Origin of the sequence: Methylorubrum sp. POS3, from assembly GCF_043352485.1 — a bacterium.
Taxonomy (GTDB): Bacteria; Pseudomonadota; Alphaproteobacteria; order Rhizobiales; family Beijerinckiaceae; genus Methylobacterium; species Methylobacterium suomiense.
The window spans coordinates 4,166,262-4,188,640 of sequence record NZ_JAPRBT010000001.1 but is presented as its reverse complement, the minus strand read 5'-3'; the positions used below and the strand labels follow the sequence as shown (position 1 = coordinate 4,188,640).

The 22,379-nt window shown below is 64.3% G+C and carries 38 protein-coding genes and 1 pseudogene; 11 read left to right on the top strand and 28 right to left on the bottom strand.

Annotated elements, in window-relative coordinates:
• Nucleotides 1-26: 26 nt before the first annotated feature.
• The gene (locus OWC43_RS19355) at nt 27-908 is read right to left on the bottom strand and encodes a hypothetical protein (protein ID WP_393957892.1); all 882 of its coding nucleotides are present in this window, start codon (nt 906-908) and stop codon (nt 27-29) included.
• 431 nt (nt 909-1,339) lie between these two features.
• On the opposite strand from OWC43_RS19355, the gene OWC43_RS19350 reads away from it, so the two are divergent.
• On the top strand, nt 1,340-1,954 hold the full coding sequence (locus OWC43_RS19350) for a hypothetical protein (RefSeq protein ID WP_393957891.1): 615 nt from the start codon (nt 1,340-1,342) through the stop codon (nt 1,952-1,954).
• Between the two features lie 33 nt (nt 1,955-1,987).
• Here OWC43_RS19350 and OWC43_RS19345 read toward each other — a convergent pair whose 3' ends face one another.
• The 23 genes and pseudogenes from OWC43_RS19345 to OWC43_RS19235 form a co-directional block, all read right to left on the bottom strand.
• Nucleotides 1,988-3,943, bottom strand: coding sequence for a hypothetical protein (locus tag OWC43_RS19345; RefSeq protein ID WP_393957890.1), 1,956 nt, complete (start codon nt 3,941-3,943; stop codon nt 1,988-1,990).
• Nucleotides 3,940-5,256, bottom strand: a complete 1,317-nt coding sequence (locus tag OWC43_RS19340) for a PBSX family phage terminase large subunit (protein WP_393957889.1) — start codon at nt 5,254-5,256, stop codon at nt 3,940-3,942. The genes OWC43_RS19345 and OWC43_RS19340 overlap by 4 nt, the downstream gene beginning before the upstream one ends.
• A complete protein-coding gene (locus OWC43_RS19335) occupies nt 5,234-5,518 on the bottom strand; it encodes a DUF5681 domain-containing protein (RefSeq protein ID WP_393957888.1) in 285 nt (94 codons plus the stop codon). Before OWC43_RS19335 ends, OWC43_RS19340 begins: the two co-directional genes overlap by 23 nt.
• A 16-nt stretch (nt 5,519-5,534) precedes the next feature.
• Complete coding sequence (locus OWC43_RS19330) at nt 5,535-5,693, bottom strand: hypothetical protein (RefSeq protein ID WP_393957887.1); 159 nt, start codon at nt 5,691-5,693, stop codon at nt 5,535-5,537.
• 109 nt (nt 5,694-5,802) lie between these two features.
• On the bottom strand, nt 5,803-6,045 hold the full coding sequence (locus OWC43_RS19325; RefSeq protein WP_393957886.1) for a hypothetical protein: 243 nt from the start codon (nt 6,043-6,045) through the stop codon (nt 5,803-5,805).
• Entirely contained in the window at nt 6,042-6,992 is a 951-nt protein-coding gene (locus OWC43_RS19320) for a tyrosine-type recombinase/integrase (RefSeq protein ID WP_393957885.1), read from the bottom strand. The genes OWC43_RS19325 and OWC43_RS19320 overlap by 4 nt, the downstream gene beginning before the upstream one ends.
• A 164-nt stretch (nt 6,993-7,156) precedes the next feature.
• On the bottom strand, nt 7,157-7,408 hold the full coding sequence (locus OWC43_RS19315) for a hypothetical protein (protein ID WP_393957884.1): 252 nt from the start codon (nt 7,406-7,408) through the stop codon (nt 7,157-7,159).
• A gap of 288 nt (nt 7,409-7,696) precedes the next feature.
• Nucleotides 7,697-8,233, bottom strand: coding sequence for a hypothetical protein (locus tag OWC43_RS19310; RefSeq protein WP_393957883.1), 537 nt, complete (start codon nt 8,231-8,233; stop codon nt 7,697-7,699).
• Complete coding sequence (locus tag OWC43_RS19305) at nt 8,230-8,562, bottom strand: PadR family transcriptional regulator (protein ID WP_393957882.1); 333 nt, start codon at nt 8,560-8,562, stop codon at nt 8,230-8,232. Before OWC43_RS19305 ends, OWC43_RS19310 begins: the two co-directional genes overlap by 4 nt.
• 139 nt (nt 8,563-8,701) lie before the next feature.
• Nucleotides 8,702-9,178 (bottom strand): hypothetical protein, encoded by a 477-nt coding sequence (locus OWC43_RS19300; RefSeq protein ID WP_393957881.1) that lies wholly within the window; start codon nt 9,176-9,178, stop codon nt 8,702-8,704.
• Between the two features lie 4 nt (nt 9,179-9,182).
• Nucleotides 9,183-9,377, bottom strand: a complete 195-nt coding sequence (locus OWC43_RS19295) for a hypothetical protein (protein WP_393957880.1) — start codon at nt 9,375-9,377, stop codon at nt 9,183-9,185.
• A 72-nt stretch (nt 9,378-9,449) separates the two neighbouring features.
• Nucleotides 9,450-10,301, bottom strand: a complete 852-nt coding sequence (locus OWC43_RS19290; RefSeq protein WP_393957879.1) for a hypothetical protein — start codon at nt 10,299-10,301, stop codon at nt 9,450-9,452.
• An 85-nt stretch (nt 10,302-10,386) separates the two neighbouring features.
• Nucleotides 10,387-10,797, bottom strand: coding sequence for a hypothetical protein (locus OWC43_RS19285; RefSeq protein WP_393957878.1), 411 nt, complete (start codon nt 10,795-10,797; stop codon nt 10,387-10,389).
• 102 nt (nt 10,798-10,899) lie between these two features.
• Nucleotides 10,900-11,337 (bottom strand): MucR family transcriptional regulator, encoded by a 438-nt coding sequence (locus OWC43_RS19280; protein ID WP_393957877.1) that lies wholly within the window; start codon nt 11,335-11,337, stop codon nt 10,900-10,902.
• Between the two features lie 379 nt (nt 11,338-11,716).
• The gene (locus tag OWC43_RS19275) at nt 11,717-12,136 is read right to left on the bottom strand and encodes a hypothetical protein (protein WP_393957876.1); all 420 of its coding nucleotides are present in this window, start codon (nt 12,134-12,136) and stop codon (nt 11,717-11,719) included.
• On the bottom strand, nt 12,133-12,759 hold the full coding sequence (locus OWC43_RS19270; protein WP_393957875.1) for a hypothetical protein: 627 nt from the start codon (nt 12,757-12,759) through the stop codon (nt 12,133-12,135). The genes OWC43_RS19275 and OWC43_RS19270 overlap by 4 nt, the downstream gene beginning before the upstream one ends.
• Complete coding sequence (locus OWC43_RS19265; RefSeq protein WP_393957874.1) at nt 12,704-13,558, bottom strand: hypothetical protein; 855 nt, start codon at nt 13,556-13,558, stop codon at nt 12,704-12,706. Before OWC43_RS19265 ends, OWC43_RS19270 begins: the two co-directional genes overlap by 56 nt.
• A 34-nt stretch (nt 13,559-13,592) precedes the next feature.
• On the bottom strand, nt 13,593-14,210 hold the full coding sequence (locus OWC43_RS19260; protein WP_393957873.1) for a class I SAM-dependent methyltransferase: 618 nt from the start codon (nt 14,208-14,210) through the stop codon (nt 13,593-13,595).
• Nucleotides 14,207-14,560 (bottom strand): hypothetical protein, encoded by a 354-nt coding sequence (locus tag OWC43_RS19255; protein ID WP_393957872.1) that lies wholly within the window; start codon nt 14,558-14,560, stop codon nt 14,207-14,209. The genes OWC43_RS19260 and OWC43_RS19255 overlap by 4 nt, the downstream gene beginning before the upstream one ends.
• A 243-nt stretch (nt 14,561-14,803) precedes the next feature.
• A pseudogene (locus tag OWC43_RS19250) lies at nt 14,804-15,070 on the bottom strand (DUF2312 domain-containing protein); the annotation flags it as partial.
• A gap of 69 nt (nt 15,071-15,139) precedes the next feature.
• Nucleotides 15,140-15,364, bottom strand: a complete 225-nt coding sequence (locus OWC43_RS19245; RefSeq protein WP_393957871.1) for a hypothetical protein — start codon at nt 15,362-15,364, stop codon at nt 15,140-15,142.
• A gap of 2 nt (nt 15,365-15,366) precedes the next feature.
• Nucleotides 15,367-15,687, bottom strand: a complete 321-nt coding sequence (locus OWC43_RS19240; protein ID WP_393957870.1) for a hypothetical protein — start codon at nt 15,685-15,687, stop codon at nt 15,367-15,369.
• 24 nt (nt 15,688-15,711) lie between these two features.
• The gene (locus OWC43_RS19235) at nt 15,712-16,167 is read right to left on the bottom strand and encodes a hypothetical protein (RefSeq protein ID WP_393957869.1); all 456 of its coding nucleotides are present in this window, start codon (nt 16,165-16,167) and stop codon (nt 15,712-15,714) included.
• Nucleotides 16,168-16,667: 500 nt separating this feature from the next.
• Here OWC43_RS19235 and OWC43_RS19230 point away from each other — a divergent pair, with 500 nt between their 5' ends.
• Complete coding sequence (locus tag OWC43_RS19230; protein ID WP_393957868.1) at nt 16,668-16,913, top strand: hypothetical protein; 246 nt, start codon at nt 16,668-16,670, stop codon at nt 16,911-16,913.
• A gap of 10 nt (nt 16,914-16,923) precedes the next feature.
• Here OWC43_RS19230 and OWC43_RS19225 read toward each other — a convergent pair whose 3' ends face one another.
• Genes OWC43_RS19225 through OWC43_RS19210 form a run of 4 tightly spaced genes read right to left on the bottom strand, consistent with a single transcriptional unit; the run spans nt 16,924 to nt 17,747 of the window.
• A complete protein-coding gene (locus OWC43_RS19225) occupies nt 16,924-17,064 on the bottom strand; it encodes a hypothetical protein (RefSeq protein WP_238308529.1) in 141 nt (46 codons plus the stop codon).
• 1 nt (nt 17,065) lies between these two features.
• Nucleotides 17,066-17,227, bottom strand: coding sequence for a hypothetical protein (locus OWC43_RS19220; RefSeq protein ID WP_393957867.1), 162 nt, complete (start codon nt 17,225-17,227; stop codon nt 17,066-17,068).
• Entirely contained in the window at nt 17,224-17,541 is a 318-nt protein-coding gene (locus OWC43_RS19215; RefSeq protein WP_393957866.1) for a hypothetical protein, read from the bottom strand. The genes OWC43_RS19220 and OWC43_RS19215 overlap by 4 nt, the downstream gene beginning before the upstream one ends.
• Nucleotides 17,538-17,747, bottom strand: a complete 210-nt coding sequence (locus tag OWC43_RS19210; protein WP_393957865.1) for a helix-turn-helix domain-containing protein — start codon at nt 17,745-17,747, stop codon at nt 17,538-17,540. The genes OWC43_RS19215 and OWC43_RS19210 overlap by 4 nt, the downstream gene beginning before the upstream one ends.
• A gap of 50 nt (nt 17,748-17,797) precedes the next feature.
• On the opposite strand from OWC43_RS19210, the gene OWC43_RS19205 reads away from it, so the two are divergent.
• The 9 genes from OWC43_RS19205 (at nt 17,798) to OWC43_RS19165 (ending at nt 22,379) form a co-directional block, all read left to right on the top strand.
• A complete protein-coding gene (locus OWC43_RS19205; protein WP_393957864.1) occupies nt 17,798-18,547 on the top strand; it encodes a helix-turn-helix domain-containing protein in 750 nt (249 codons plus the stop codon).
• A gap of 450 nt (nt 18,548-18,997) precedes the next feature.
• Nucleotides 18,998-19,195, top strand: coding sequence for a hypothetical protein (locus tag OWC43_RS19200; protein WP_393957863.1), 198 nt, complete (start codon nt 18,998-19,000; stop codon nt 19,193-19,195).
• Nucleotides 19,195-19,335 (top strand): hypothetical protein, encoded by a 141-nt coding sequence (locus tag OWC43_RS19195; protein ID WP_393957862.1) that lies wholly within the window; start codon nt 19,195-19,197, stop codon nt 19,333-19,335. Before OWC43_RS19200 ends, OWC43_RS19195 begins: the two co-directional genes overlap by 1 nt.
• Nucleotides 19,302-19,592, top strand: a complete 291-nt coding sequence (locus tag OWC43_RS19190) for a hypothetical protein (protein ID WP_393957861.1) — start codon at nt 19,302-19,304, stop codon at nt 19,590-19,592. The genes OWC43_RS19195 and OWC43_RS19190 overlap by 34 nt, the downstream gene beginning before the upstream one ends.
• Nucleotides 19,589-19,966 carry a hypothetical protein gene (locus tag OWC43_RS19185; protein ID WP_393957860.1) on the top strand — a complete coding sequence of 126 codons (378 nt, stop codon included), beginning with the start codon at nt 19,589-19,591 and terminating at the stop codon, nt 19,964-19,966. Before OWC43_RS19190 ends, OWC43_RS19185 begins: the two co-directional genes overlap by 4 nt.
• Nucleotides 19,963-20,106 (top strand): hypothetical protein, encoded by a 144-nt coding sequence (locus OWC43_RS19180; protein ID WP_393957859.1) that lies wholly within the window; start codon nt 19,963-19,965, stop codon nt 20,104-20,106. Before OWC43_RS19185 ends, OWC43_RS19180 begins: the two co-directional genes overlap by 4 nt.
• Nucleotides 20,099-20,434: a hypothetical protein gene (locus OWC43_RS19175; protein ID WP_393957858.1), complete on the top strand. Its 336-nt coding sequence runs from the start codon at nt 20,099-20,101 to the stop codon at nt 20,432-20,434. The genes OWC43_RS19180 and OWC43_RS19175 overlap by 8 nt, the downstream gene beginning before the upstream one ends.
• A gap of 5 nt (nt 20,435-20,439) precedes the next feature.
• Nucleotides 20,440-21,414 carry a PD-(D/E)XK nuclease family protein gene (locus OWC43_RS19170; protein ID WP_393957857.1) on the top strand — a complete coding sequence of 325 codons (975 nt, stop codon included), beginning with the start codon at nt 20,440-20,442 and terminating at the stop codon, nt 21,412-21,414.
• The gene (locus OWC43_RS19165; RefSeq protein ID WP_393957856.1) at nt 21,411-22,379 is read left to right on the top strand and encodes an AAA family ATPase; all 969 of its coding nucleotides are present in this window, start codon (nt 21,411-21,413) and stop codon (nt 22,377-22,379) included. Before OWC43_RS19170 ends, OWC43_RS19165 begins: the two co-directional genes overlap by 4 nt.

Here is a 22,379-nt window from a genome sequence, read left to right as displayed (position 1 = left end):
TCAGCGTTTGATCGAGGTGACCGCCCTCAGGCGGCCTCCCCCATGAGGCGGGCGACCTTGCCCGGGTTCTTCGCCTGGAAGGCCTCGAACTCGCTCTCCGACATGGAGGCGAGCATTTCGAGCGTGACCTCGCCGGCCGGAGCGCCACCGGCGGACGACAGCGACTTTGAGGCAGCCTGCCCGGCAGCGAGGCGGGTCTGACGCTCCGCAGCGGTCTCGGCAGGGGCAGCGGCCGGGGCTGCGGGCTCCGAAGCCTTCGGGGTAAAGCCGCGCGACTTGGCGAGGGCGAAGGCCTGCTCGGCGGGCGAGACGTTGCGGGCGAAGCAGGCACGGACGAAGGACAGCTCGTCGGCGTTGGCCTGCGCGATGGCCTGCTGGTCGTTGAGGCCGAACATCTTCAGCTCGGCGACGCGACCGTGGATCAGGTAGGCGTAGGCATCGCCGTAGGTCGGTTCGGCCTGGACGAGGCGGGCGTGATCGCGCTGGAACGCGGAGACGACGCTGTTGCGCTCCTGGGTCTCGCGATCGGCCTCCGCCTGCTGCTTCTGCGCCTCCGTCATCTGCTGCTGACCGGAGGCGATTTCGGCGAGCCGCTTCTCGAGGTGCTGCACGTACCCGAAGATATCCTGGTTCGGATCCGGGACGGGCTCGGGCTCGGCCGCCGCCGGCTGGGCGGCCTGCTGGCCCTGCGGACCGGCCTGCATCGCCTGTGTCAGGAGCTTCAGGCGCTCGTCGCCGCGAGCATAGCGCTCCTGCAACTCGGCGAGTTGGCGCTCGGCATTCTTGCGGCGCTCGCGCTCCTGATGGAACGCGCCATGGCGGACGAACTTGCCCTTGTTCTCCTCGGGCGAGCCGTCTTCCGCATCGGGATCGACCACGTCGCCGGGCGCGGCAGCCTCACCGCTCACCGCAGGGGCAGCAGGAGCAGCCTCAGGGGCAGCAGCGCCACCCGGCGCCGGCTCACCGCCGCCTACGGGCGCGGGAGGGGCTTCAGCACTGCTCGCATAGGCGTCGAACGCGGCCTGTTCCTCAGCCGTGAAAGCATCATCGCCGCCGCTGTTCGCGTCGTCGTTCATGGTCGATTCCCCGTAACGTGATGGAGACGAAGGCCGGACTGACGCGCCGACCGTGCGGTTTAGCTTGGCCCAGAAACTGCTCAGCGACTTGCCGGGCCGACGTCATCGCGTTCTCGTGATTACACCTGGAAGTAACCTCAGCTCATGCAATAATGCCATTCAGTTTGCGCGTGATGTGTGAGCAGCTTAGGCTACGTCCGAATTTGCCCATTTAGTTTACGAATAAATATGCTTGAATGGAGCCGAAATTGACAAGAGAAGACTTGAGCGACAGCCTCGTGCACCTGACAAAAGTAGATTGGCATAAATGGAATGCAAGCGTACCATCTGGAAAATGTGACATGGAGAATGAAGCGTTTTTTACACTCTTGAAAATCCTCAAAGAGAAAAAACTTCGGAGCCACGACGGAATGATTAAGGGTCGCTATAAATGCGTATGCTTTAGCGAGACGCCTATCATGACCTTGCAACAGCTATTTGATAATAATCATGACAACTTTAGGTACAGACCTTTTGGCATAATTTTCAAAAAGAAATATATTTTTGATAAAGGGGGTCGGCCTGTTATTTATCAGCCAGCGGATGACTTTGAGAAACTTCACGAGGATCATCAGCATTTACATGTAACATATGACTTGAAAAATTCGCCTTCAATAGATTTTACATGGGAACGGGAGTGGCGATTTCGAAGTGATACCGGAATAGAACTCACAAAAGAATGTGCAGAAATACTTGTCCCCAATAATGGGATTCGCAAATTAATTGGGAGGTACCTACGTGAATCAACTAAGGCAGCCGACGACCCTTGGAATTATGTAGTTCTAGATCAGTATGGCGTCAAAGTTTCCGTTCCAAATTTGTCGATTCCCGAAACATAACCGAAATATCTACGCAAAAAATTACTGAAAAGATCAATTTTGACTGGCAGCATTTCCATTGGCAAATCTGGATGGTTCAGCCTCGGCTAAAGTTGTCCTCAAGCCGTTGAATCGGTCCTGTTCGGCCAGCCCACGCTCGCGATCGGCTTTCGCGGCCTTGAGACCGGCGCCGGCCGTCATGTCCTCGATTTTGGCCACTGCGGTGCGAACCGCGATCTGCCGCTGTTCCTCGGCATGCGGGTCGGTCGGCGCGTTGGCCAGCAACTCGCGCAGCTTGGCGACGAAGCTGTCGGGGAACGGCGAGTAGGGCAGCACCTCGAGGAGGACCTGTGGGGTGATCATATCCTTGATGATCGGCAGGACCTGCACGAACGTCGCCCAAACCCGCTCCTGCTGGTTCGGCGAATTTGGCGCCTCGTCGATGACGACGTCGTATTGACCCGCCGTCTTGTCTCGCACGAGCGGCACGACGCGGGTGCCCTTGTCGCCGACGATGCGGATCAGGCGCCCATCGGAGAGGTACGTCTGGATGAAGTAGAGGCGCACGCGGCCGATGTGCTTGCGGGCGCGCCGCAGGGCATCGAACAGCGAGGCCAGGATCGTCATGGCCGCCTGCTTGCGCTGGTACTCCAGCACGCCGGCCTGCTCCTGCTGCTTCGCCCCCAGCAGTTCGAGGTTCACGCCGGACGAGTCCCGAATGGACCCGATGGCGAACTCCATGAGCTGCCAGTGCCCCGACGGCAGGACCGGCAGTGGCTTTTCCTTCATCAGGCCGCCCCTCAGCGCACCGTCGGCAACCCAAGAGATGCCGCCGGGCTTGGCGTAGGAGGCTTCGAACGCGGCTTGGTCCGGCACCGCGCCCTGCTCCATCATCATCCCGCCCTTGGCTTGGCGGTTGAGCATGTCGAGGGTCTGACTCAGCCACTTGTTGGCGAAGCGCTGCGGGTCGCGCATCGGGCGCACGATGCCGAACCACGAATTCCGGTTCTGGTCGCGGTCGCCGGTCAGGAACGCGTAGCTGAAACGGTCACCGGCCGGGGCCGGACCCTGCTCCAGGACCTCCGTCCCGAGGAAGGCGCGCCGATAGCGCCGCTTCATCCGGTGGACGATCTGAACCGGCATGGCAAGCACGTTGGCGCGCCTCTCCAGCACCGCAGCCTGCTCCGGCTCCATTTCGGTCGTCTCGCCCGTGGCCGGGTTGATGGCCACCGCGATGCGAACCCGCTCCCACCACTGGCATTCGACGATCGTGACGCGCGACGTGCCCTCGTCGGCAGTGCCGGGCCGATCGATGCGACGCTCGCCGGCCCCGATCTCGCGGTGCGGCTTCCCACCGTCGCGATCCTCAGCCCATGCCGCATCGAGCACGGACGGATCGGTATCGGGGAACAGCCCCTCCGCTTCGAGGCGATCCATGCTCTTCGCGCGAAAGATCCGGCGGGCATCCGAGAGGTTCCGCTTCGTCGCGGAGGCGTCCCAAAACATCTCCAGCGGGTTGACCCGATCTTCGCAGTACGCGCCGTCCGGATCGATCTCATAATCCAGCCGCATCTCGACGGCGCCGAGCCCGCAGATCGCGCAGTCGACGAAAGCGTCGGATTCCTCGTCCTCCGCCTCAGCCTCATCCGCGAGGTAGCGTGAGCCTTCGGTGAGCAGCTCGTTCAGGGCACCATCACCGACCTCGCGCGGCAGGTATTGGATGTCCTGGCGAGCGTTGACCTCGGAGCCCGCGACCGCCTTGATGACCGGCAGGACGCGGTTGAACGTGATCGGGGGCCGACCCTGCTCCCGCAGCGCGGCCGCATCCTCCGGCGCCCACTGCTCACCTGCCACGAAGTCGTAATCGGTCCGAGCCTCAGACCGCCACTTCGAGGAGGCATCGCGATCGGCGCGGAACCACCCCTGCAACTTGCGCAGCAGCGCGGCATCTTCGAGGGCGGCCCGCTCCTCAGCGGACGCGGGCTCGCGATCGGCGTGGGTGTCCGTCATGCCGCCCAACCCGATTCTTGTGAGGTGCTGATGCGCTCGCGACGGCGGCGCGCATAAACGTCGTTGGGGCCCGCCACCGTCTCATCGGGCGCGCGCGGCTCGGCGATGCCGACCGCGAAGTAGCGGAAGGCGTCGGCGCCGTGGCTGGCCCAATCGTGCAGCGGGTTCTTTGAAAACTGCTGCGTGTCGGGATCCACGTCGTAACGGTAGTTCCGCAGCGCCTGGAGCCCGTCGGCGCACCGGGTCTCATCGAAGAAGCACCGCCCGAACACCTGGCGCGCGGCGTCGATGCCGGCGGCGACGGTCAGGCGAGGCACGATGCGGACCCGGTACTTGGCGTCCCAGAGCTGCTGCTCGATGGTGCGCTTCGAGGCCAGAAGCTCGTTCTGCGCGTCGTGAGGGAGCCAGTTCTCCCCGTAGACGTAGCCGCGTTCCTCGGAGAGCGCCTTGAGCTTGTCGAGGTAGTGCTCGAGCGCGAAGCCGCGGTTCTCGTAATAGTCGATCAGCCGGAACTCGAAGCCGACCATCTGGGCAAACCAGATCGAGGTTTTGTCCGCCCGACCCAGATCCCAGAACGTGTGCACCGGCTTCGAAGGATCGAACGGAACGCTGGTGAAGCGCCCGGCCCGCGTCGCCGCCAGGATCTCGTTCGAGTAGATCGCGCCGTCGAGGACCTGCTTGCAGTGCCCCTCCCAGACCGTCTCGTAGGCGATCGGGTCGCGGGCCAGCAGGTCCTTCGCTTCCTGCTGTAGCTCCACCGGAAACCACGGATTGTCGTACCAATTGATGGTCGCGACTTCGGAATTTGTCGGCGGGTGCGCGATGAAACGCTTGTACGTTTCGTCCTCTGCAAGTTCCGGGTTGAAGCTGATCCAGATTTCCGAGCCCGGTTTGCGGATCGTCGGTATCAGCGTGTCCCAGGACGACTTCGAGACGGTGCGGGCCTCTTCAACCCAGCAGATGTCGACGCCTTCAAAAGACTTGATCTTCGTGACGTTGTGCCGAAGGCCCTCGAACGAGAATTCGGTGCCGTTCGCCCCGATGATCCGCGTTTGCTGGACCTGATAGAAGTGGCCGAGCCCGAGCTTCTCGGCTTGGTCCTTCAGCAGCGCGTGCACGCTGTCCGCCGTCGAATTCTGGAACTCGCGGGCGCAGAGGATCCGGAGCTTCCGCTGCGCACCGAGGATCAGGAGCGCCCGGGCGAAGGCCCAGGATTTCCCGCCGCCGCGTCCACCCTTGGCGATCTTGTACCGTTTCGGCTGGAACAGGAACGCCAGCTTGCGCGGGAACTCAGCTCGGTTTTCCGGGGCCATCGATGAAGGTGACGGCGATGCCAGCATGGATTGGCCCACCCTCACCGTCGCCGTCTATGGGTTGGGTCGCCTTGCCGTACCCGCGGTCGAGGATGGCCGAAGCGGCGGAAACGCGCGCGGCCGAGGCCGCACTGTCATCCCGCATGATGCTCACCAGCGTCTCGATCGCAGCTTCGGTGTATTCACGGGCGGCGTCACGGACGCGGGCCGAAGCTTTCGGGCGACCGCCGGGATTGCCCGACTGCCCAGGTTGGAAAGCCATTGCTCGAGCCTTGTTCTCAGAAGCGCTCGACGGGCGTCAGATACGCAGCCGGGAACCAGCGCTCACCGCCGGGCCACGCGCACAGGAAGCGCCGCGGATAGAGCTCCAAGTCGACGACGAGCATCTGACGGGCGCCGGTGTTGAGCCGGACGCGCGAACCGATGCCCATGGTCATCGACCGCATCCGTTGCTGAGGACGCGGCCGGTGCGGATCACCGGCAGGGCCGGCGCCTTCGGCTCAGGCGAGGCGAGGAGCCTGCGGAAGAAGGCGATGAGCTTCACGGTCAGAACCTCGCGGAGACGTGCCGGCGCAGCTCCGCCGCCGCGGCGGCGACGTCGTCGGCGGGCGTGGTGACGAGCACGGGCGTCGCGGCCGGCAGGCGGCACACCGCCATCAGGATGCGGACGCGTTCGGCCTCGCGGCGGATCGCGCCGGGATCGCGCATGTGCGCGCCGTAGGCGGACGCGGCCGGATCGGTGCGGCCGAGGGCGACCGCTTCCGTGCGCGACATGGGGGAAGCGGTCATAGAAATTTGCGTCCGGCGTGATCGTCGAAGGCGCGGGCGCGCCGGTCGTATTTCTGGAGCGTCGTCACTGCGGTATGCCGGGTGACGTGCATGACCTTGAGGACGTCGGCCCCGGCAGCGAGCGCCGAGGTGACGAAGCCGGCGCGCAGCGAGTGGCCGGAGAACAGCGAGGCATCGAGACCGGCGGCGCCGACGTGGCGCTTGACGATGTCCGCCACCGAGCGATCGGTGAGGCGGTCCGGCAGCACGCGCCCGCCCTTGTTGACCGGACGAAACACCGGCCCGGCAATGATCCTCGCCGCCGCCAGCCACGCATCGAGCGCGTCGCAGGGCTTCAGCTTCCCACCGCGCGGGACCGCGATCTCCTGCCCCTGCCCGTCCTGGTCCGTCTTCGAGCGGCGGACGTGGACGATGATGCCGTCGGGCACCCGCTCCAGGTCGGCGACGTCGAGCGCCACCAACTCGGAGCGCCGGAGCGCCGCGGCGAATCCGATCAGGAGCAGCGCCCGATCCCGTGCGCCGGAAAGGTCGTCCGGGATCTTGCGCAGCGCCTTTTTCAGCGTCTCGACGGTCACCGGGGCCTTGCGGACCTGGCGCGTGCCAAGCGTTCGGCGAACGCCGCGCTGTGTGGCCTTCACCGCCTCCGAGGCGGTCGGGACGTCGAAGCCGCCCGCCCGATGCACCGCCGCGATCGCTGCGACGTGCAGGTTGATGGTCGCCGGCTTCCGGCCGGTATCGGCGAGGTGCGCGACGTAGGCCGCGACCGTGACCGGCTCGGCCGGCATGGCGTTGGCGTCAACGCCCCGGCACCAGGTCACGAACATCCCGAAGGCGGAGGCGTAAGCCTTCCGGGTCCGCTCGGACCGGGCTTCCGCCGCGTAGGCTCTTGCCCGATCGAGCGACACGACCTCCGCCGGTGCGGCGGGCACCAGCGCAGGGATCGTCATTGGTTTTTCGCTTGTTCGAAAGCCGAAATGGCGTTGTTTTTCGAAGCGGGATCAGCGGGTTGGAACTTAAGCTCGTCCGGCCCGGCTTATCGTCCGATCACTTCCGACAACAAAACTTAGCGGAAGCTCTGCCCATGGCAGATCGACCATATTCCGCGAGCGGATCAGCCCGCTTTTCGGGCCCGCGGCATCCGCAACTCGACGCTGAACGAGCGTCCGCCGAACGAGCGCCGGCCGGTGCCGAGGCTCAGCATCTCGGGCATGCCGATCTGCCGACGAAGCTCCCGAACCAGCCGATCGACGCGCTTGCAGTGCGCATCCTTGGCCTCGAGGTAGCTGGCGGCATCGGTGAAGCGCAGGCGACAGAAGGCACGGGCCTCCTGCTCAATCGCCGTGAGGGTGGCGTGCGCGCTCATCGAGGACCGATCATGCCATGAAAGCCCGCAGCCGTCCCGCCAGGGCAACGCCTTGGCTGTGGGGAGGTTCGAGGGCTTGATAGGGTGCCGGCCTCTTCGCCGCCGGCAAGCGGCCCACGGTTCTTTCACCGGGTTGGGGTCTGAAGCCTTGCGGCTCCCGGGTCATCGGTCGCAGCGAGTAGGTAGGGGCCGTCCCGCCGGTTCCAGAAACGACAACGCCCGGCGGCTGGAAGGCCCCAGGCGCGCGTCTCGCGACGGATAGTGAGATGCAGTGTTTCGCCCGACGGGTCAAGAACCAAACCAACGCCTCAAGACATCGCCAACCACTGCCCATCGAGCGAGCTGCTTCACGCCTGGCCAGCATGATGCAATGGTATCGCACCAATATAACAGGCGAGCCTCTGACTCAGACCTTTCAACAACGTTGCGATTGAAGCGCTCTTCACGACTGCCGAGGACGCGATCCCTGAGGGATGGTTTAGTCACTAGGCGTGATAGCGCTTCGGCGAGTACGGGGGGCTTTTTGAGCACCTCATTTTCTACCAACTCGGCCTTTTCGGACAGCTCAGTTTTTTCAGACAGCGCACCTTCCAGCGCGTCACTAAGCATATGTAAATCGGCGTATAAATTGGCAAGCTTATGACTTTCATTTTGCCAACGTTTTTCAGCAGCCTCCAAAATGAGCATATGCGTAGGCGCATGCTGTTCAGATACTGGCCTTCCACGCAATTCAGCTAAACGTAGAGCCGCAAGGTCACATTCTTTATGCTGCTCTGCGATTGCTGATTTTATTTTCTCATTCTTGAGTATGATTTCGATGCTCATATCCGGACCTCCCCACCAATACCAGCTCGAAGGGAGTCCAGAGCCATCATCGAACTATTCAGTGCTCGGTGCCCTGGCGCGCTTACAGTAAAATGCACTTTCCTTCGCCCGCCCCGCTCAGCGGTTGGCTCGCCCTGGCGAGACTCTACGAAGCCACGCTCTTCAAGCTTGTCGAGCGCCGCATAGATCGAGCCGAACGACACGGTCTTGCCGGTACGGGAAAGGATCTCATCCTGGACCGACACGCCGTAGCCGTTCGGATGCAGACGCGTAAGCGCGAGCAGTATGCGCTGCTCGAGGGCGCTCAGTTCATCGGGGTCTTTGGCCATGGGCCACCTCATATCTTCTGAAACACGAAGATATGCGATCGCCAGCAAACTGCAAGGGGAGGGTGCTACTGCTCTCGCGTGGCCCGGATCGCCTATCCCGTGGCTTCCGTCGCAGTGTGCTGCGCCTCAGGCATTGTCCTCAAAATTTTTTCGCAACCCTCCCATATAAGTCTGCCATGCCGTAAACATCTTCATTGTCTTCCTCGTATATTCTTACGATAAATAATGCGCTTCTTATTTCCTTCCCCTCATCAAATGCACCAACCGTATCAACTTCCCCCCGAGCCCAAGCAAGAGGTCGTACCGACAGAGCATATAATTTCGCAGAATCAACTATAGCTGTTGTAAAATCACTATTACTTGGCCTACCACTTTCATTTGCAATATATTTTCTAAATTCACGCAATCTTGCTTCACTTACCTGAAACCACGATATTATGTCCGCAAGTGTCAAAGCATGCTTTTCGTCGGTCGCAAGAACCGCACTTTTAATTTCGTTAATCGCCTCACTCGGACGCGGTGGCAGCGTATAACGATGTTTGTAGATGTCTAAAACATCAGGATCATTTCTGAGCGCATGAATGATCTCTGTGCAATTTTGCGAATATTCCGCCATCCGACTAAGCGCGTCGGGTAGAGCTACCCTGGCAGCAAAAAAAGCGCCGCTTTAATTGCCTATCTTCAGAATCCTTTATTTGCGCTATTTGACGATCAACACCTTTGAGTGTAGCCCAAGCTCCAAAAATTGCTAATATACCGGCTATCAATGTTTGCCATTTTTCTAAAAATGACACAAACTGAACAATAAATTCCATCACACACTCCCATCAGCCTAATCGAGTGAAGTGGATTCGCTTCGGTGTGTCTATGGGCAGAGTGGCTGCATTTTATTCCTCGACCGTAGATCTGTGCCTTGCAGATACCCGATCGCGAACCCGCGCATCACGTCCGGCGAGGTTGAGTGCGTGATCGTTCATGTGCGGGGCGTAACGGCTCTCTTCACCGCCCCAGGCGTACCCATGCCCCGCAGGAACGACCCGCCCGCGCTCGTCGGTCACCTCGCCGGTATCGTCGGTGCGGAAGAAGCGATCCACGACGGTGGCGACGCCCTCAGCTGCGAAGTCGGCATCCAGATATTCGAGCAGGATGCGGAAGTGCTCGGCGACATAGGCAGTCCCGCGCTCACCGGCCTTGCCGCGCGCTTCGGCGAACTGCCCGAAGGTCTGGCGTCCGGTCAGGACCTCGCCAAGGAAGCGAGCGCCCGGTTTGCCGACGGCTCGGACGATCTTGCCCTTGAGCTTGTCGACGAGGCGGGCGTCGTCGAGCGCGTAGATGACAGCCAATTCGTGGGCGATGACCTGGTCGCGTGACCCGGAATTGTCCCACATCCCACCGCCGGAGCGAGCGCCCGAAGCGCGCTCGAGGATGGCCTGGACTTGGCGACCGACTTCGTACTGTGAGACCGTGATGCGCCCGTGCCCGCGCTCCATCTCCAAGACATCGACGCGCCGGTTGATCGTCGCCTGAACACGCTTGCCCGGCTCCAAGGGATCATCGACCGCGCCGACGGCAGTGTCGACAGCCTGACGACGAGCAGGGCGGCCGAGCCCGGCGCCGTGCTGATAGGCGCCCGAACGATTGTAGCGGTCACCCCGCGCATCGCGTTCACGGGCAGGGCTGGCATAGCGCGAACGCTGGGCGGAGATCGACGGAAGGGAAGACGAAGCGGCGACGGACACGAGCCAGACCTCGATGAGGGCACAACCGGATCGGGCGCCCGTTATTCACGGGATCGTGCGCCGGTTTCCTCACCGTCAAGAGGTATTAACGCGCCGCGTCGTCTTGGCTGTCGGCGCGGTTCTTCGCCTCGACGATCCGCTCGCAGGCCCTGATCCTGATACGGTCGAACGTCGCCCGGCTGCGCCCGGTCCGCAGGCAGTATTCCGAGACGGAACCGCCGACCCCGCCGCCGGTCGCCATGGATCGCGCCCACAGCAACAGGATATGCCGTTCCTCGCTCTTCTCGCCGAGAACGGTGCCGGTGAACGCCAGCAGGTCAAAGGTCGCGTCTGGGGTGACGCCGGCCGCCACCTGGAGCGTGCTACCGCGCGGGGCGTAGATCGGTGCATAGGGCATCGCCCGGAACGCAGCCTTCAGCCAGCGTTCGACATCGGCACGGGTCCACGGATCAGCGCGACGGGCAGGCGGGTCAGGTCCTTCGATCCGGGGCGGCATTCAGTTCAATGTGGCGATCTATAGTCACAACTCATAGCCTTTGACGGCGCTGTGATCAGCCATGAACCAAAATTGCAGCCTTCAAGACCCGGCGGAAACACCTCATTGAGCGCGCGGTGGTCTGGGTTTGTTGGCCTGCGCAATGGCCACGCGCCGAGCTGAGTATTCAGCAGCGGTCATCGGATAATCTTGAGGCAAACCATAACGAGCCCGGTAACTTTCAGGCGTCATATCATGCTGTTTTAAATGCCTACGAAGCATTTTGTACGGTTTCCCGTCGATAAACGAAATCAAAGCGTCGCGGCCGATCGATTTTTTAATTTGATCCTGTGTAGGTATCTCCAAACTTGGCGTAATCTGCGTGCCACCATGGCGCCCGTCCAAGTTGGCAAGGGTTACATGTACGTTGGCTATCAAAGCCGGCAGATCTTTTGCGGGAATTGTATTGTTACCCACAAAGGCAGAAACTATGCTGACGACACGATCAGCAATCTTATCTCGATCATCTGGGCTGGAGTTGCCTGGAAGGTTATTTGACACCACCAAACATTCCTACGTGATACTTCAGGATAATTGATGATTATTATTTGAATTATAAGCTTATATACTTAGATAACTATCTTGCAATCCTCAAAATGATAAAGACGTTGTGAAATCCGCAAAGTGCGATCACATTGTTTTGTAGTGAGGCTTCCCACTGTGGTGTCGGCGTCCGAGCCGGCGTGAATGGGGCCGCCGAACGCCTGCCTGGTCTCAGGATCGAATGATCCGCCGCGGATTTCGCCGGTGCGGCTGGGGACGCGCCCGGTCCCGCAGCAGGTCGTGCAAACATCCGGACGGGTCTCGGCGTGCCGGTCCTCGTGCGTGGCCCAGCCGGTGCCGGCACAAGCCTCACATGGGAGGGAGAGATCGGGCATGCTCATTCTCCCCGAAACAGCCAGATCGTCACCGAGTCGGCCGGGTTGGTTTGGGCGGTGGCGACAGTGATCGAGCCACGGCGCTCGAGGTGGATTTCCCGCTCGCACAGGGCGACGCAGCGGCGGGGATAGATAGTGACCAGGGCGCCCACGGAATCGACGCGATAGGCCCCGGCGAGCCGATGGACGCCGAACAGCGCTTCCGTCGACCAGCCCAGGCGCGCGGCGTCCTCACCCCACTCGTCGATGAAAGCGAGCATGGCCTTACGGACCGCCGGCCAGACGCCGGAGCGCCCTCTCGCGCCCGGCGCCGTCCAGATCATGCCGGGACACGGCACGCGGTCCTCCGGCAGGCTGCACACGCCGATGCGCCACGAGGCGGCGAGCTGCTGCGCGTCGGTGAGGGCGAGGGCGACGCTCATGCGACCTCCGCCCCCTGTCGCGGCACCTTCGCATCGAGGCGGCCCATCAGCCGGCCCAGCGTGGCGCCGTCGGCCGCGTCACGGAGTTGCGCGCCGAGATGGTGGAGGTGCGCCTCGCGAGCCTGCGCGACCTCCTCCGGCGCGGGATGGGCCCGCTCGCGCTCCGCATCGGTGGTGGCGCGCGTGTCGCGCCAGTTCGCAGCGATCGCCTCAACCTTCGCCCGGTCCGCTTCAGACGGCGGCTCGAAGACCTCAGCGTCGAGGATCTGGCGGACGTGGACGAGCTTGAGATTGTGCAGGAACAGACCGCGGCGCGCCTCTTCGGCGAACTCGGCCGGCGACGGGCGAAAGGCCCGATTCCAGGTGATGATCGTCTCACCAGACCGGAAGCGCTCGCCCGCGCCATGGATGGCAAAGAGCGGGAGGCCGGCCAGACCCTTGATGTACTCGTTCACGAGGATCTCGTTGCCGACGTCCTCGCGCCCGCGGCCCAACTCGAAGCCCAGCAGGACCCGCGAAACCGTGACATCGACGGCCGTGGGGTCCGCGGGTGCTTTCCGTTCCAGCTCAAGACGCTCGGCGACGGCGCAGAGCGCTCGACGCTCGGCTGTCGTGACCGCCATATCCCGCCGCACGCAGAAGCGGTTCGGCTGGCCGTCCACCGGAACCAGCCTGCCACGCAAGGCCGGAATCTTCGCCTCGACTCGGTTCAGCGCCGGCAGAGTTCGCATCGACGGAAGGCGGTTCGACATCGAAGGCTCCGGCTAGGGATTGCTCGTGGAGGCGGACAAGGCGGCCGGCGAGGCCGGTGACGTTGGCGGGTGAGTGGCGGCCGCCGCCGCGAGGGCCGTTGAACGGCGGGTCGCGATCCGGGGGCCGGTCGAGTTCATGCCGGCGCCTGCGGAGCCGAAACTCGACCCAGGTCGAGAAATCGGCCAATTCGCGCCCATCGGCGTCCTCGATCACGTCGAGCACTACCGCGGCCTCGTCCCGGGCGATTCCGAGCCAATGGCCGATGAGGCCGCGCGCCGAGCGACGGGACCGGCCAGTGTTGGCGCTGATCAGGTCCACGCCGATCGTCAGCAGGGCTTGCCGGTTCGACCGAGCCAGTTCCGCCGCCTCGCTGCCCGCCTGCCCGGCATCGCCGGCCGAGCCGTCAGGCTCGGAACCGGGGGTTGGGGAGGGATTAAGGGTGGGGTGAGGGGGTGCAGGGGGAGAGGGGCGACCATCAGGGGAGGGGCCGGGGGGTAACGCGTTACCGCCGTTACTTGCGTTACGGTGCGTTTCACGGTGGCGCCGGACCCGTGCCGCCGTCAGCGCCCGCCGCTTCTCCGTCCTGGCATCGACCTCTTCAGCCTCCGCCTTCTCATCGGCCGCGACGGCCGCGACCAGCATCTCCGCCGAAGCACCGGCCGCGAGCATCGCCCGTAGAACTTCCGATCGAATGGCCATGGCTCTACTCCGCCGCGACCGGCAGGGGTTGGGATTCAGGCTCGTCGACGAAGTCCTCCCAGGAGAGGCGGCCGAGCGTCGTCGGACCTCGATGAGAGCGGTCCCAGACGAACCAAGCGAAGGCCGTCATGCTGGTGGCCTTGGGGCCGTCCCAGCCGTCGCGGTGCATCATCGGCAGCCGCTTCCGAAAGACGTGGACGCGGGCCAGTGTGCCGGTGTCGAGCAGAGAGCCGCGCGTGATCCCTTCGTAGAAGGCGAGCCGCAGCAGCATCATCACCCGCGGGCAAAGCTCGACGGCTTTCTCGGCGAAGGCGCGGGCGTGCTTGTAGGGAGGATTCGTGACGATGCAGTCGACGCCGAACGGGGCGCCGTGCAGCTTCAGGAAGTCCATTTCGGCGACCTGACCAGGGCAGCCGTAGGATACGAGATCGGTTGGCACCACCTCGTGGCCAGCCTGAACCAGTTCGCGGACGATGGCGCCGGGCCCGCAGGCCGGCTCCCAGATCCGCTGCGGCAGCCATTCGGTTGCGAGCAGCGCCCGAACCGCGACGCCCGGCGTCTCGTACAGATCGTTTCCGCGCTCGGCGTGCGGGTGAGCCTTGTTCTCGCGGTAGCCGCTCATGCGGCGGCCCTCGCGACCTGGACACGCACAACGCCCCATCGCTCAAGCACAGCGATCGGCTCATCACGGCCACGGGTGACGACGCAGGGTATACCGAGGCGGTCGCACCGCTCTCGGAACGCGATCTGCGCATCGCTCTCGACGCCGCGCGCTGTCTTCAGCTCGATGAAGCCAATCCGGATCAGACCGCCAAGCACGAGGAGATCGGACAGCCCGGCGGTGAGGCCCGCTTGCCCAAGAGCGCCCGCGTTTGGGATGGCGGCCACGAGCGTGTCCGGCAGGCCAAGAACACGCCAGTGCTCGACAACGGCCGACTGGATAGCGGATTCGCGGAGGTGCGGGCGCTTCATGGCTCAGCCCCGAGCCGCGACGTAATCTTCGAGATCGACCTGAGCGCCAGCCTCGCGCATCTTTCGGGCGGCCTGACGCATAATCGGACCGGCATCCCGGCCGATGGTGACGGTAACGCCTTCCATGCCGGCGAAGGCATGGTTCAGCGTCTCGCCGATCCGTCGGCGCAGTCCGCTTTCGCTGGCTCGAGACCGAGAGGATTCGCGCTCGATCGCAGCTTGGCCAAGCGGCGTGTCCGCCAGCATGCCGAGCGCCTGCATGTAGAGTTCGAGGATCGCCTCCTCCTCCATGCGCTCGTCATAGTCGCGCTTTCGAAGGCCGATGATCTTGCGAATGATCTTCGTATCGAAGCCGTTGGCCTTGGCCTCCGCATAGACATCCTTGATGTCGCCCGCGATGCCGGCCTTTTCCTCTTCAAGCCGTTCAATGCGCTCGACGATGGTTTTTAGTTGATCGGCTGCAACGGACGACGGATCGACTTGCGGCAGGGCCGTAGATTTGGCATTCATTTGGCTCACCATGACTTCGGCATTCGACCGCCCGGCACCCGCTCCCCAGCAGGCCGGGCGGTTCGCGTTTCAGGGGTTGGCGGTGGCGGCAGCCGGGATCGTCGTCCCCGCGCCGCACATCCGGATCCGATCCTCAGCCGCGGAAAGCAGGCGGAGGGCTTCCCGCAGGTTCGCCCGCTCGCTCCGGGCGGCCGGCTCGTCGCACCCGTGCAGCTCACCGCAGCGGCGCACGACCTCGTCCCGGAGGCTGGAGACCTTTTCGGCGATGGCGGCGAGGGGCGAGGCGCCGGACATGATCAGCCGAGGCGTCGCTCGATGCGGGCCAGCGCGTTTCGAATGCGGACGATCGGATCGCGCACGGCCTCGGCACGCTCATTCAGCGCGTCGGTCAAACAGTCGATATCCCGACGCCCCTTCGTCAGACTCTCCCCTGTCGGGGCGACGCCTGCGAGATGGTTCGCGAGCCGCTCGGCATGATCCGCGGCACCGTTCGCCAGCTCGCCGATATCTGTCAGCACAGCCAGGGCACCGCCCAGCGTCGGCGCCGCTACCGCCATGCCGCCGACAGGACCGCTTTCGTGGGACGCCATTCTCGTGGCGGACGCATACTGATCCATCGTCTCTTCCTCAGGTTCGGCGGCTCACGGCCGCGGGTCGGCCGCCCGGAACAGCGGCAGATCGGTCAGTTCGGGGGGAGGCCGCCGTCGCGACGACCGAGCACGCGTGCCCAGAGGCGGCGGCACCAGGTCGTCACCGCTGTCGTCAGGCTCGACGGCAGCCGCACGCAGAAGAGCACCAGCCGCGCGAACAGCAGGGTGGTCAGGCCCGGCGACGATGGCGGTGAGCGCGGTTTCATCGGCGAGCTTCCTGAGTTGCCGCTCGCGTTCGGCGGCATGGGCGGCTTCGAGCCTGGACAGGACGTGAGAGGCGATTTCCTTGGGCGGCCGGTATTTGAGCGCCCAGACCTTCGAGAACGGGACCTTGGCGCGCGCCGCGACCCGCTTCATTGCGTTGCCGGCGTCGCCCCAGCCCTTGGCTTCCCAGCGAACGAGATCATCGGCCCAGGTCTGAGCCCGTGAGACGTCAGCGCTATTCATTTGCGCCACCCGCAAAAGCTTTTTGCACACCTGCAAATCCCCCTGTGGTTACTTCGAACCACTGGAGGAGGAGACGCAGGTGCGGAGGGAGGACGAACGCACGAGGTACACAGGCGCGACCGCTACTTGCTGGCAGGCGTCGGCGGGCGCGCGGGATGAGAAGGGCCGGAGCCCGCAGGCTCCGGCAGTCACGGAAGGAACCATCCAAGACGGATGTGCCCTCGCGGGCCACGGACGCATCGTGAAGACGATGCGAAGAGGGGAGGCGCCGACGACCATCGGAAACGGGGGCCATCGACGCCACCGGCCGGGTCATTCCAGCGCGGTTCGAAAGGGGAGCGCGGCGGACGCTTGGGGGCTTTAGCGCACCCGCCGCGCACGGGAGGCCAAAGCCGCCCGATGACAAGAACGTTACCGGATTGCTGAAGGGGTTTGGAACGTGGGCACCTTGGCCGCCGTATCGTACCCGAACGCCTGTTTTGGGCGCAGAAGGATCCTCGATGGCTTGGCAAATGCTGAATGTGACTTGCCCGTATTTGAAGGAAATGTGGTCAATACTACAAGCAGATCGCGCCGCCGGTATCGCGGCGACCAGCTTGGAAGTTATGAAAGATTTATCAAACTTGGAGCACCGCGCCATAGCAGAGCGCGCGAACCCAGATACCTTGACAGTTTTATCAGTGTTTCGAGAAATCGCTACAGAGCAAGCCCTGGCGCTATTCCCACCACGTGCGCGGGAAATCTGACCGGGGGTATTCACGGCAGTCGCTCCACGAACCAGAGCGCGCCGGCCGCGAGGATTTCGACGCCGCCCAGCACGAGCGGCAGCGCAGCGCCATGCTTCACCGCGAGGGCGATGCAGACGACAGCGGAAGCGGCGAGGGCGAGCGGGGCCATCTCAAGCGCCCCGCAACATCAGGCAGGCGAAGCCCGCCGCGAGGAAGCACGCGCAGGCCGCAGCGGGCGGACGACCATCCGCGCCGCCCAAGCGGGTCGCATGCTCCCGCTGGGCAATGCCTGCGGCCAGGGCGGCGAAGTAGAGGGCGGCCGCGCTGCTCATCGCCCGCCCCCGAACGCGTCCCAGGTCGGGGCCCGGCTGGCGACGATCCTGCCGCCGCGCACCTGCGCGTCGTGAGCGCCCTCGGACACAGCGCACAGCACGCCGGAGATGCGCCGCCCGTCGCGCGTGGCGACGAAGTGCCGGGCGTAGAGCTGCGACCAGTCGCAGGGGCGACCGAACACGGGTTCAGCGGAAGTCTCGACGTGTTCGAATCCCTCGTCACGAAAAGCTTCGCGCGCAGCCTGGGGCTCAATCGCGCAGGCGCCGAGCGCCAGGAGCGAGAGCAGGGCGAGCGTGGAGCGGGGCGCGCTCATGCTGCCTCCGGCGAGGCAGGGGCAGGAATCAGGTCGGAAGCGGTGACCTTCCCACCCGTACCTTCCACAATTTTGCGGATGGTCGCGCCCCTCGGATCGCGCTCACCGCGAATGATCCGATGAATAGTCGAAGGCGGCACGCCGATCTCGGCCGCGAAGGCGGTCGGATTGATCCTGCGTTCAGCGAGATAGGCGGGAAGGTCCATTCCCCATGAATTCGCCAATTGGCGAATTTTGTCAACGGGGTTCTCGCCATTTGGCTCTGTTCGATCCCCAGCCACTCAAGCAGTTTCGCCTAATGGCAATGCCTGAGCTGAAACGACGACGCAAAGAGAAGAAGCTGACGCTGGATGCCCTGGCGCAGATCGTTGGCGTGTCGCTTTCGCAGATTCAGCGCTTTGAAACTGGAGAGCGCGAGCCAAAGCGAACCGAACTCGAAGCGTTGGCCCGTGCCTTGGACTGCTCGATTCCCGAGCTTCTTGGCGAAGAGGCGGCTGGCGCCAAAACACCGCCGCGGCGAGGTGACCTGTTACCCGTTCCTCTGGTCGGCCGAACGGCTGCTGGTATTTTTCGCGAAGTAGTTGAATTCGACGACGCCGAGCCAGATTACGTCTTTGAACCGGAAGATGAAGATTTCCCAAAAGCCAGGCGCTTCGCACTGACAGTCGAGGGCGACAGCATGGACGCTGCTGTCCCGCCTATGCCAGATGGCGCCCGAGTAGTTTGTTTAGACTTCGACCAAACCGGGCAACCCTTCGTCGAAGGAATGATTGTTGTTGTGCAGCGGGTCCGCGAGGGAGGACATCTGCGCGAATGGTCCGTCAAGCAGATTGAATTACACGACGACGAAGTTTGGTTTTGCCCAAGATCGACGAATTCTAAGCATAAGCCCATCAAAATTGTAAACGACCCCAGCAATGAGCAATGGGGCTCCATAGAGGTCATTGGATTAGTTCGCGACGTCTCAATGAGAGTACGCGTTCCCCGGATGCGTTTATCTCGCTAATTCAGTCGCTCAACTTACCGTGATGTTCACAAGTTGCATTTTCGCCCGCGAGGGCATGGACGGCTCGTGTGCAGTTGTAGAACAATGAGTGAACACTGAGGGAGAAGAGCGCGCATGTTCGACGAGGGGTCCACGGTTCGAGCGCGGTTCATAGTGCGGTTGCGGTGTCACAACTGTTTGAAGACGACCACGCGGACCATCGAGTCGCCGGACCGGGAAGACGCTCCCTGCAACGTTGAGGAGTTGCTCGAGAGCGCTTGGCTTCAGCGTCAGAGCTTTGCCTGTGGAGAGTGCGAGAACCCGATCGCGACATTGGTGAGCGTGAAGCAGGAGGACATCAACTAAAGGCCAACCAGTCGGCAAATTTCGCCAATTGGCGAGAAATGCCTTGACGACGTTTTCGCCAATTGGCAAACTTTCTCCATCGCCTCCCCAGCGATGGAGCCCCAAGTGCCCGCCGCCCCCGACTTCTGGATCGTTCGCCTCGACGGCGCCTATGCCGTCCGCTCTGCCGCCGGCATCGAGCTAGAGGGCATCCCCTGTTTGGGGGAGGCCGAGTCCCACATCCTCGACCTGAAGCACGCTGCCCAGGACGACGACGCCGCGCTCGACGACTTCGAGGCGCAGCGCTTGGCGGAGGCGGCGTGATGCTGGCCTTCCTCGACGCCCTCTCGCCGCTCCAGGCCCTTGCCGTCTGCGGCATCGGCCCGGCCGTGGGCACGCTCGCAGCGTCCTTCTTCGTCTACGAAGCCGCGTGCTTCGTGCGCTTCGCTTGGCGGGGGCGGTAATGGCCGCGCCCGTCCTCCCCTGCTGCGGTCACGGCGAAACCGCCGACGACCTGCGCCACCTGCGCAACGCCCTCGAAAGCGCCCGCTACCACGCCGAGCGCATCCGAGCCGGCGCCGACATTGGAAGCGCCGACACCTTCCAGAGCCTGGTGGCCGCCGAACTGGCCGCCGAGGCCGAGCAGCTGCGCGACGTCCTGAACGACGTGCGCCTGACCGTCACCACCTCCGCCACCCTCAGCCAGCGAGCCGCAGCATGAGCGCGCCCGAAGCCCAACCCGTGTCTACCGCCCAAGCAGCGCGCGTTATCGATGTCTGCGACCGGGCGCTCGCCCAGGTCGGCTGGGCCTCCTACTCCGACCTCGTCGCCCGCATCGAGGACCTCGAGCGACTAGCCGCGCTCCGGTATGGGCAGGTCTACGCCCTCACCTTCGATCACGAGGCGGTCGCGCAGGGCATCCACCGCAACACCGAGGCGAGCCTCGACGAGGCGATCGAGCGCGCCGCCAGCGCCGCGCGCCGTGGCGCCAGCTTCCTCCTGGAGGCGATCGCCAGCCCGGACCTCAGCGACCCGCCCCCGAACGTCGTGCTGTTCGCCGCCCACCGCATCCAGGTCGCGGCAGGTCGGCCATGAGCATCGAGCAGATACCCGCCGGCCTCGCCGGCATCGGCTTCATTCTGCTCATCGCCTCGCTGTGCGCCTCCGCGACCGCCCGTCGGGACGGTCTCCGCCAGCAGGCTACCGACGACGGGGAGAGCCGCGACCGTGGCTGATCACATCACCCTCACCGGGCTCGCGCCCGCCGGCCTCTTGGCCGACCTGCACGACGTCGGCGCCTACGGGCCCTTCCACGTCGATCCGGCCCGGACGGCCTGCGTCGTTGATCGTGAGGGCCACGGCGTCGTCACCATCGCCGCGGCCGATTGCGGTCCGGCCCTCCGGCGGAAGCTCGCCGAGCTGCTCGCGGCGGATCTCACCCACCTCGAAATCGAGGCCCGGGCGATCCGCGACCCCTTCGACCCGAATCACCTCAACGCCGTGTCCGAGCAGAGCCGCGCGCTTGGCGAGCGGCTGGCCCGGCGCCGCTCTGCTGCGGAGTGAGACCGATGCGCATCATCGACCACCGTCTTGAGGGCTTCGTGCCCGGCCCCGGCCTCTACCGGTTGAGCGCCGAGGAATACCACGCCGACCCTTGCCCGGAGCCGTCGCTGTCGTCCTCGATCGCGAAGCTTCTGATCGACCGCAGCCCGGAACACGCCTATCTCGCGCATCCCCGGCTCGGCGGGCCGCAGGAGGACTCGGACCCGACCCGCCCGAAGGAGATCGGCACCGCGGCGCATAAGCTGCTGCTCGGCCAAGGCCGCGACCTCAGGATGGTCGAGGCCGACGACTGGAAGAAGCCCGAGCACCGCAGGCAGCGCGCGGAAGCCTACGAGGTCGGCGCGTGTCCGATCCTGCAGCCCGACCTCCTCAAGGCCGAAGGCATCGCCGACCAAGCGCTCGCTCGCCTCGCCAAGGTTCCGGGCTGCGAAGGCTTCCAGAGCGCCCCCGCCGAAATCGTTGCCATCGCCCGCGACCGCTCCGGCGCGTGGCTGCGGATCATGATGGACCGCGTCGAGATCACCGACCAGGGCGCCATCATCTGGGACGTGAAGACCGGAGATCAGGCCGCCGCTCCGCAGGGACTCGGTCGCCGTATCGAAGGCATGGCGATGGAGGTTCAGGCCGCCTTCTACGTCCATGTCCTTGGGCTGCTGCTGCCGAAGCTTCAGGGCCACATCCTCTTCCGGTGGGTCTTCATCGAGAACGACCCGCCACACGCCGTCACCGTGGCCGAGGCCGATGGGGCGGGCATGCACGTCGGCGAGCGCAAGGTCGCGCTGGCCCTGCACCGCTGGAACGCCAGCCTGCGCCGCAGCGTCTGGCCGGGCTACCCCACCCAGATCATCCGCGCCGAATACCCCGAATGGGCCGCTCGCCGCTGGGCAGAGCGCGAGGAACTGGACCCCACCGTCGCGGACGTCGCTTGGTCGCTCGACAAGAGCCCGTGGCGCCCCCTCGACATGGGAGATGCCGCGTGACGTTCACGTTCGCTCCGGCTGCTTCGTTCACCGAACGGGCCGGCCTCTTCGTCTCGCTCACCGGTGGGACCAACTCCGGAAAGACGTTCTCGGCGCTGCGGCTCGCTCGCGGCATCGCCGGCAAGAACGGCAAGGTCGCCGTCCTCGACACCGAGGGCGGCCGGACGCTTCATCTCAAAGAGGCCTTCGACTTCGACGCGAACGTGATGCAGGCCCCGTTCCGCCCGGAGCGGTTCGCCGAGGCTGCGCTCGCTGCCGAGAAGGCCGGCTACGACGTGCTGGTAATCGACAGCTTCTCGATGGAGTGGGTCGGCGTCGGCGGCGTGCTTGACTGGCAGGCCGAGGAGCACGCCCGGATGGGCGGCAAGGACAGCACCAAGGGCGCGTCCTGGATCAAGCCGAAGGTCGCCCACAAGGCGATGGTCTACTCGCTCCTACAGCGCCGCATCCCGATCGTGTTTTCGATCCGGGGCGAGGAGACTTTCGTCCCGCCCAACAAAACCCTGTTCAAGTCGATCACGAACAAAGCCTTCCCGTTCGAGGTGACGGTCTCGTTCCGGCTCGCCGCTGACCGGAAGGGCTTCATCGATCTGTCCGACCCCCTGTCCTTCAAGATGGAGGGCGCGCACCGCCAAATTTTTCGCGACGGTGACCGGATCAACGAAGACCAAGGCGCCGCTCTCGCAGCGTGGGCCCGTGGCGACCAAGGTGCGCGTGAGACCCAGGCGGAGACGCCGGAGCCGAGCGAACAGCGCCAGCCCAGCAACCGGGATCGGTTGTTCACGGCCGCGCGTGCCGAAGCGGCCAAGGGCAGCGCCGCGCTGCGCACCTTCCGCGATGGCATCGATCCGAAGGCCGACAAGGCACTCGCCCCGATCCTCGCAGAGTTGGAGCGCACCGCCGAGCACGCCGACGATGACGACGGATTCCCCGGCTTCGGTGGCGTGAACTGGGAGGCCAACTGA

Bases quoted from the DNA above. Each gene is read 5' to 3' on its own strand.
- OWC43_RS19315 (WP_393957884.1), bottom strand. From the start codon at position 7,408: ATGAGCGCGCACGCCACCCTCACGGCGATTGAGCAGGAGGCCCGTGCC.
- OWC43_RS19295 (WP_393957880.1), bottom strand. From the start codon at position 9,377: ATGGAATTTATTGTTCAGTTTGTGTCATTTTTAGAAAAATGGCAAACA.
- OWC43_RS19335 (WP_393957888.1), bottom strand. From the start codon at position 5,518: ATGGCTTTCCAACCTGGGCAGTCGGGCAATCCCGGCGGTCGCCCGAAA.
- OWC43_RS19300 (WP_393957881.1), bottom strand. From the start codon at position 9,178: ATGGCGGAATATTCGCAAAATTGCACAGAGATCATTCATGCGCTCAGA.
- OWC43_RS19340 (WP_393957889.1), bottom strand. From the start codon at position 5,256: ATGGCCCCGGAAAACCGAGCTGAGTTCCCGCGCAAGCTGGCGTTCCTG.
- OWC43_RS19270 (WP_393957875.1), bottom strand. From the start codon at position 12,759: ATGGCGGTCACGACAGCCGAGCGTCGAGCGCTCTGCGCCGTCGCCGAG.
- OWC43_RS19235 (WP_393957869.1), bottom strand. From the start codon at position 16,167: ATGAATAGCGCTGACGTCTCACGGGCTCAGACCTGGGCCGATGATCTC.
- OWC43_RS19265 (WP_393957874.1), bottom strand. From the start codon at position 13,558: ATGCTCGCGGCCGGTGCTTCGGCGGAGATGCTGGTCGCGGCCGTCGCG.
- OWC43_RS19210 (WP_393957865.1), bottom strand. From the start codon at position 17,747: ATGGACCTTCCCGCCTATCTCGCTGAACGCAGGATCAATCCGACCGCC.
- OWC43_RS19220 (WP_393957867.1), bottom strand. From the start codon at position 17,227: ATGAGCAGCGCGGCCGCCCTCTACTTCGCCGCCCTGGCCGCAGGCATT.
- OWC43_RS19325 (WP_393957886.1), bottom strand. From the start codon at position 6,045: ATGACCGCTTCCCCCATGTCGCGCACGGAAGCGGTCGCCCTCGGCCGC.
- OWC43_RS19310 (WP_393957883.1), bottom strand. From the start codon at position 8,233: ATGAGCATCGAAATCATACTCAAGAATGAGAAAATAAAATCAGCAATC.
- OWC43_RS19185 (WP_393957860.1), top strand. From the start codon at position 19,589: ATGAGCGCGCCCGAAGCCCAACCCGTGTCTACCGCCCAAGCAGCGCGC.
- OWC43_RS19195 (WP_393957862.1), top strand. From the start codon at position 19,195: ATGCTGGCCTTCCTCGACGCCCTCTCGCCGCTCCAGGCCCTTGCCGTC.
- OWC43_RS19225 (WP_238308529.1), bottom strand. From the start codon at position 17,064: ATGGCCCCGCTCGCCCTCGCCGCTTCCGCTGTCGTCTGCATCGCCCTC.
- OWC43_RS19275 (WP_393957876.1), bottom strand. From the start codon at position 12,136: ATGAGCGTCGCCCTCGCCCTCACCGACGCGCAGCAGCTCGCCGCCTCG.
- OWC43_RS19285 (WP_393957878.1), bottom strand. From the start codon at position 10,797: ATGCCGCCCCGGATCGAAGGACCTGACCCGCCTGCCCGTCGCGCTGAT.
- OWC43_RS19215 (WP_393957866.1), bottom strand. From the start codon at position 17,541: ATGAGCGCGCCCCGCTCCACGCTCGCCCTGCTCTCGCTCCTGGCGCTC.
- OWC43_RS19240 (WP_393957870.1), bottom strand. From the start codon at position 15,687: ATGGATCAGTATGCGTCCGCCACGAGAATGGCGTCCCACGAAAGCGGT.
- OWC43_RS19320 (WP_393957885.1), bottom strand. From the start codon at position 6,992: ATGACGATCCCTGCGCTGGTGCCCGCCGCACCGGCGGAGGTCGTGTCG.
- OWC43_RS19255 (WP_393957872.1), bottom strand. From the start codon at position 14,560: ATGAAGCGCCCGCACCTCCGCGAATCCGCTATCCAGTCGGCCGTTGTC.
- OWC43_RS19170 (WP_393957857.1), top strand. From the start codon at position 20,440: ATGCGCATCATCGACCACCGTCTTGAGGGCTTCGTGCCCGGCCCCGGC.
- OWC43_RS19245 (WP_393957871.1), bottom strand. From the start codon at position 15,364: ATGTCCGGCGCCTCGCCCCTCGCCGCCATCGCCGAAAAGGTCTCCAGC.
- OWC43_RS19180 (WP_393957859.1), top strand. From the start codon at position 19,963: ATGAGCATCGAGCAGATACCCGCCGGCCTCGCCGGCATCGGCTTCATT.
- OWC43_RS19230 (WP_393957868.1), top strand. From the start codon at position 16,668: ATGGCTTGGCAAATGCTGAATGTGACTTGCCCGTATTTGAAGGAAATG.
- OWC43_RS19330 (WP_393957887.1), bottom strand. From the start codon at position 5,693: ATGACCATGGGCATCGGTTCGCGCGTCCGGCTCAACACCGGCGCCCGT.
- OWC43_RS19260 (WP_393957873.1), bottom strand. From the start codon at position 14,210: ATGAGCGGCTACCGCGAGAACAAGGCTCACCCGCACGCCGAGCGCGGA.
- OWC43_RS19345 (WP_393957890.1), bottom strand. From the start codon at position 3,943: ATGACGGACACCCACGCCGATCGCGAGCCCGCGTCCGCTGAGGAGCGG.
- OWC43_RS19305 (WP_393957882.1), bottom strand. From the start codon at position 8,562: ATGGCCAAAGACCCCGATGAACTGAGCGCCCTCGAGCAGCGCATACTG.